This is a genomic window from Actinoplanes sp. NPDC048791 (genome assembly GCF_040650095.1).
Lineage (GTDB): Bacteria > Actinomycetota > Actinomycetes > Mycobacteriales > Micromonosporaceae > Actinoplanes.
The window spans coordinates 1-6,080 of sequence record NZ_JBEZGQ010000501.1 but is presented as its reverse complement, the minus strand read 5'-3'; the positions used below and the strand labels follow the sequence as shown (position 1 = coordinate 6,080).

The following is a 6,080-nucleotide window of genomic DNA, read 5'->3' as shown; positions in this document are numbered from 1 at the left end:
CGGCCAGCGGCCGCTTCGTGGTCGGCCGGGCCGGTGCGGCGGGCGGCAGCCTCCTGGTCGGCTGGGCCGGCCGGGGCGGTGATGCTGGTCACCCGGTCGCGGTCGGCCGGGGCCAGGGCACGCCGAAGGGCGTCGGCAGCCTCAGGGGGGCCGACGAGAAGCAGCTGGAGGGACGGATCGGCCTGGCAGGCGCGCAGAGCGCCGTCAACCACGACGGCGGGAGCATGGTCCCCGCCGAGGAGGTCGACGGCGATCCGCGCGGTGCCCGGCTCCGGTGCAGTCGTGACCGAGATGACCCGGCCCGACTGTCCCGGAGCCTGAGCACCGGACGTTCGCCGCTCAGGTGCGACCCGCCCGGAAGTCGGGCTAGTCACTCCGTGGTGCTCAGACCTCGAGGACCTGACGGCCGTTGTAGGTGCCGCAGACCCCGCACGCAGTGTGCGGCAGGTGCGGCGACTTGCACTGGGGGCACGCCACGGTCTGGACCGCGGTCGCTTTCCAGTTCGCCCGGCGGGACCGGGTGTTGCTGCGCGACATCTTGCGCTTGGGGACGGCCACGGTACCTACTCCTCGATCAGATCTTCGGGGTCTTGCTCAGTTCAGGATCTTCAGTTCTTCGGGTCTTGCGGTGACGCCACCGTCGGCAGGTCGCGCAGGGCGGCCCAGCGGGGATCGACCTCGTCATGGCTGTGGTCAGCCGGGACGTCGTCGAGATGCACCCCGCACTCCGGGCACAACCCCGGGCAGTCCGGCCGGCAGACCGGGTTGGTCGGCAGCGTGAGCACCACCGCGTCCCGTACCGCCGGCTCCAGGTCGAGCAGGTCGCCGTGCATCCGGCCCACCTCGTCCTCGTCCGTCGTCTCCTCCGTGGTGCTGTCCGCGTAGGCGTACAGCTCCGCGATGTGGACGTCGAACGGCTCCGAGATGTCGTTGAGGCAGCGACCGCACTCGCCGGAGAGCGAGCCACGGACGTTGCCGCTGACGTAGACGCCCTCGGAGACCGACGTCATGCTCAGATCGAGCTCGAGGTCGGAACCCGTGGGCACCGAGATCAGTTCCACACCGAGGTCCGGCGGTGCCGGCACCACCCGTTTCAGGGCGCGCGTCGCCCCGGGCTGGCGCGGGAGCTTCGTCGTGTCGACGACCAGCGGCTGCCTGGGATCGAGGTGGTTCTGCGTGTGCTTGGGCATCATGATTCCTCAGCCTGTGGGTAGGCCGACAGGAAAGGTTACCTGAGCAGCGGGCCCAGCGTCGAATCGGGTCGGCGGGCCCGGGCCGGCTCAGAACGGCAGCGGCCGCTCGTTCTCCTCACCCTGGAAGGTGCCGATCTCGCGGAGCGCGTGCATCTTGTCGCGGCCCCGCTCTATCGACGACAACGCCCTGGTCAGGAACTGTTCGAAGTTGGCCAGCGCGGTGTCGACGTAGTCGTCGACCTCCTCGCGCAGCCGCTGCGCCTCGGACCGGGCCTCCGCGACGATCCGGGCACCCTCGTGCTCGGCCGACACGGTGATCTCGTTGACCGAGACCAGCCGGGCGTGCTCGGTCTCACCCTCGCCGATGATCCGGTCCGCTTCCCGCTTGCCCGCGTCGATGATCTTGTCGCGTTCCTCGAGCAGCGCCACCGCCCGGCGCAGGTCGCTCGGCAGCTCAGCGCGCAGCTCTTCCAGCAGCGCGATCATCTCGCCGCGGTCGAACATGAAGTTGGTCCGGGACATCGGCACCGAGCGTGCCGCCTCCACCATGGAGATGATCTCGTCGATGCGGTCGAGCGGATCCACCGGCGCCTCACTCCTGTCATCTCACACTCACGCTGAGTGGGTGCGATCACGTTACTGCCGTACCCGATGATGCATCCGCGAAGGGCACGCCGTCAGTTTTGCCGCAGTCTGGTCACGAGCCGCTCGCCGACGAAGTCCGGGACGTAGGACGAGGCGTCCCCACCCCACTTGACCACGTCCTTGACCAGACTGGAGGACAGGAACGAGTACAGCGGATTGGTCGGCATGAACAACGTCTCCACGCCGGAGAGACCGATGTTCATCTGCGCCATCTGCAACTCGTAGTCGAAGTCGCTGACCGCGCGCAGGCCCTTGATGACCACCGCCGCGCCCTGGGCCTTGCAGAAGTCGACCAGCAGACCGTGGAAGGACTCGACCCGTACGTTGTCGTACGCGGCCGTGGCCTGCCGCAGCATGCCGATGCGTTCCTCGACGGCGAACAGCCCGGTCTTCGAGTGGTTGATCAGGACGCCCACGATGACCTCGTCGAAGAGCCGGCTGGCCCGTCCGATGATGTCGAGGTGGCCGTTGGTGACCGGATCGAAGGACCCGGGACAGACCGCGCGTCTCATGATCGGCGACCGTACCAAAGAGTGGTCTCGCCGTAGCGCCGGCTGCGTTCCTCGGTGATGCCGTCCACCCAGCTCAACGGCTCACCCCGGACCGCCGTACGGCTGGAGCGCTCGAAGGTCACCACGGCGTCGTCCGCGAGCCAGCCGTGTTCGACCAGCGCCTGCTGCACCTCGGCCACCTCGTCGTCGCTCACCGCGTACGGGGGATCGGCGAAGACGACGTCGAACGGACCGCCCTCGGGCGGGCCGGCGAGCACCTGGCCGACCTTGCCGGTGATCAACCGGGCGGCGCTGCCGACGCGGAGCGTGACGATGTTGTCGCGGATGGCCCGCGACGCCTTGGCGTCGGCCTCGACGAGCAGGGCGTAGGACGCACCCCGGGACAGGGCCTCCAGGCCGACCGCTCCCGAACCGGCGTAAAGGTCGGCGAACCGGGCGCCGGCCAGGTCCGTCATGGTGCCGAGGGCGCTGAAGTAGGCCTCCCGCACCCGATCGGCGGTGGGCCGGGTCTGCGCGCCGACCGGCGCGGCCAGCCGGCGGCCACCGTGTGCACCGGCGATGATCCTGGTCATACGGCCTCGCGAGGGTCTGCAGATAGCACGATCTGACGCTACGCCACCACCGGTGACCGGCCACTCCGGAGTGAACTTTTACCCATCGGTACCGGTCCCGTGCTCACGTACCGCATCGATGCGACAGCTGACGGCTCAACGAAGATCTCGAATAGATATCAACCCGGTTAGCTGCGCTTTCGGTGTTACTCAGATTCGCCGACTTGGCTATGGTCGGTCGGCCGCCGACGAAACGCTGTCGGCTCGACGATGCGGGGAGGCGTCGTCGCTGGCTCTCGCCGCACCCATTGCCTGGCGATTGCCGCCCTTGCTTTCCCGCGCCGTACCCCTCGATCTCTGTACAGGAGTAGGCGTGAATCTGAAGTCCCCCCTGCGCCGCACCGCGGTTCTGGCCGCCGGCGCGCTCATCGGCCTGAGCGGCGCGTTCGCGCTCGCCGGCCCGGCCAGCGCCCACCACAACATCGTCAAGGGCGAGTCCAGCTGCGACAAGGTCGCCGGCGAGTGGGTCGTGGACTGGAAGGTCCAGGCGGTCGGTAACGCTCCGACCTACAAGTGGACCGAGGTCACCCTCACGCCCGCGGGCACCACGATCGACAACCAGGACCTGAAGGTCAACGGCAAGGACCTGGAGAACAACAAGCCGCTGACCGGCGTGCAGCGCGTGCCGGGCAGTGAGAGCAGCTCCTCGCTGACCGTCAAGGCCGTGTGGACGACCGGTAACGCGTCGGAGACCGGCACGGTCACCTTCGAGGGCAAGTGCGAGAAGACCCCGACCGAGGAGCCGTCGACCCCCACCGAGGAGCCGTCGACCCCGACCGAGGAGCCCTCGACCCCGCCGGTCATCCCGTCGGACCTGCCGGGCGAGCCCGAGCCGATCTTCGAGGCCGACTGCGACACCATGACGATCGGCCTGGACAACCCGGCCGACGGCATCGAGTTCACCCTCAAGTTCAAGACCAGCAAGGGTGAGACCCGCACGCTGGTCATCAAGCCGGGCGAGAAGAAGACCGAGACCTTCAGCGCCACGACGGGCTTCAAGATCGACCTGACCATCTCGGCCACGGTCGACGGCAAGGCCTTCTCGGAGACCATCCCGGTCGAGTACGAGCAGCCCGAGGACTGTGACAACAGCGGCAGCGGTGGTGGCCTGCCGCTGACCGGTGCCGCCGCGGGCAGCATCGCGGGTGGCGCGGGTGCCCTCCTGGCCGTCGGTGCCGGCCTGTTCTTCATGGCCCGCCGTCGCAAGGTGAAGTTCACCGCCTGATCCGCCAGCCAGTAGCGCCAACGAAGGGCGCGTCGACCGTCACGGTCGGCGCGCCCTTTCGCTGTCCACTTGCGACAGAAAGTCCCCATTGATCAACACTTACCGCATTGATGAAGTGCCGCTGAGTAGATCGTTTGTCTCGGCTGGGCCTCAACAGTCTTAAGCCGTCCTGAGCTGTTTCCCAGGAACCGTCCAGTGGCTATCGTCAGGCCGCATCACCGACGAAACGCTGTCGGTTCGACGGCGCGGGGAGGCGCTGTCGCAAGCCCCGCTGTCCCCGGCGGTGGCGCGCTGTCTCCCTGTGTCGTGCCCCTCGTTCCGCCGTCACATGGAGTACGCGTGAAGTTGAACTCCCCGCTCCGGCGCGCCGCGACCGTCCTCGCCGGTGCCGTCCTCGGCCTGACCGGACTCACGGTCGCCGCGTCCCCCGCCAGCGCCCACGACACCGGCATCAACGGTGTCGCGAAGTGCGACACCGCTACCGGCACCCGGATCGTCACCTGGACCCTCACCAACGACTGGCCCGCCAACGCCACGGTCGGCGAGCTCAGCACGACGCCCACCGCTGTCGAGGGGCTGCAGAACGGCACGGTCATCCCGGCCAAGAGCCACGGCAAAGACGGCGAGCTGGTCGTGACCCAGCAGGTGACCGGCGACGCGACCAAGGAGGCCACCGTCTCCTTCAAGTCGCGCTGGTCCAACGACGGTTACGAGAACGAGGTCAAGAAGGGCTCGGTCAAGCTGACCGAGCCGTGCGTGAAGGACGAGGCCCCCTGCGTCACCGCGGACAAGGCCAGCTTCCACCACACCTTCGGCGTCAAGGAGGACGGCTCGACCGCGACCGTCTCCCTCGACGACGGCATCACCCTCTGCGAGGGCGAGCCGGTCACGCTGGTCTCCTACTTCGCGCCCAAGCCGCAGTTCTCGGTGCCGCAGTACAAGTTCGACTCCGACACGGGCACGATCACCAACGAGAAGCGCTCGGTCGACCTGAACGTCGACGTGCCGAAGTGCAACACCCAGGTCGACCTGTTCTTCGGCGGCGAGGACGACATCATCGGTGAGATCACCGAGGGTGGTAAGCGCTACGACAACCTCAAGCTGGGCAGCAGCAACGGCCTCGGCGCCCGCTCGAAGGGCCCGCAGGGCTGGTTCAACGGCGGCTCCAAGGGCTGCCAGACCCCCGCGGTCGAGCCGCTGTCGCAGTGTGACGGCACCGTGGCGATCAACCTGAGCAACGACGGCCTGACCGACAAGTACCCGATCGAGTTCACGGTCAAGGCGGGCGAGTTCACCAAGAAGGTCACCGTGACCAAGGGCAAGGGCGAGACCGTCGTGGTCCCGGCCGGCTCCGGCTCGATCACGGTCTCGGCCCCGGACATGAAGGACGTCGTCTACGACTGGACGCCGCCGGCCGACTGCGAGCTGCCGAGCGTCGTCGTCGAGAACGACTGCAAGACCGTCACGATCACCGTCGAGAACCCCGAGGGCGTCCAGCCGGCGACCGCGCGGGTCACGTACGGCAACGACGTCAAGGACGTCACCGTGGCGGCCGGCAAGACCGAGAAGATCACCTTCAAGCGCGGCGACGACACGTACGCCACGGTCGAGTTCCCCGACCTGGGCGTGGAGCCGATCAAGGCCACGCTCGGCGAGGTCGACTGTGACAACGGCGGCGGCGCCGGCGGCGGCAACGGTGGCGGCGACGACACCGACGAGCCCGGCCTGCCCGTCACCGGCCCGGTGGCCGGCGGCATCGCGGGTGTCGCGGTCCTGCTGCTCGTCGCGGGCGGCGTGTTCTTCTTCATCGCCCGGCGGCGCAAGGTGACCTTCACCGCCTGATCAACCAGCAAGGCATCACAGGGGGTGCGCCGGCCGGAAAGGGCCGGCGCAC

At 68.4% G+C, this 6,080-nt stretch carries 7 protein-coding genes and 1 pseudogene; 2 read left to right on the top strand and 6 right to left on the bottom strand.

Translation table 11 applies throughout. From position 1 onward, the window contains the following. The 6 genes and pseudogenes from AB0C29_RS29220 to rsmD form a co-directional block, all read right to left on the bottom strand. Positions 1–293 (bottom strand): annotated as a pseudogene (locus AB0C29_RS29220) (phosphate acyltransferase PlsX); the annotation flags it as partial. 91 nt (positions 294–384) lie between these two features. Further along, positions 385–558 (bottom strand): 50S ribosomal protein L32, encoded by a 174-nt coding sequence (gene rpmF / locus AB0C29_RS29215; RefSeq protein ID WP_097318372.1) that lies wholly within the window; start codon positions 556–558, stop codon positions 385–387. A gap of 50 nt (positions 559–608) precedes the next feature. Then, on the bottom strand, positions 609–1,190 hold the full coding sequence (locus AB0C29_RS29210; protein ID WP_360826618.1) for a DUF177 domain-containing protein: 582 nt from the start codon (positions 1,188–1,190) through the stop codon (positions 609–611). 90 nt (positions 1,191–1,280) lie between these two features. Continuing rightward, positions 1,281–1,778 (bottom strand): hypothetical protein, encoded by a 498-nt coding sequence (locus AB0C29_RS29205; RefSeq protein WP_212992111.1) that lies wholly within the window; start codon positions 1,776–1,778, stop codon positions 1,281–1,283. A gap of 92 nt (positions 1,779–1,870) precedes the next feature. Next, positions 1,871–2,350: a pantetheine-phosphate adenylyltransferase gene (coaD, locus tag AB0C29_RS29200; protein ID WP_212992112.1), complete on the bottom strand. Its 480-nt coding sequence runs from the start codon at positions 2,348–2,350 to the stop codon at positions 1,871–1,873. After that, the gene (rsmD, locus tag AB0C29_RS29195; RefSeq protein ID WP_360826615.1) at positions 2,347–2,922 is read right to left on the bottom strand and encodes a 16S rRNA (guanine(966)-N(2))-methyltransferase RsmD; all 576 of its coding nucleotides are present in this window, start codon (positions 2,920–2,922) and stop codon (positions 2,347–2,349) included. Before rsmD ends, coaD begins: the two co-directional genes overlap by 4 nt. A 352-nt stretch (positions 2,923–3,274) precedes the next feature. On the opposite strand from rsmD, the gene AB0C29_RS29190 reads away from it, so the two are divergent. Together AB0C29_RS29190 and AB0C29_RS29185 are read left to right on the top strand one after the other, a co-directional pair. Next, positions 3,275–4,186 (top strand): LPXTG cell wall anchor domain-containing protein, encoded by a 912-nt coding sequence (locus tag AB0C29_RS29190; RefSeq protein WP_360826613.1) that lies wholly within the window; start codon positions 3,275–3,277, stop codon positions 4,184–4,186. 339 nt (positions 4,187–4,525) lie between these two features. Next, the gene (locus AB0C29_RS29185; protein ID WP_360826610.1) at positions 4,526–6,028 is read left to right on the top strand and encodes a cell wall anchor protein; all 1,503 of its coding nucleotides are present in this window, start codon (positions 4,526–4,528) and stop codon (positions 6,026–6,028) included. Positions 6,029–6,080: the final 52 nt, after the last annotated feature.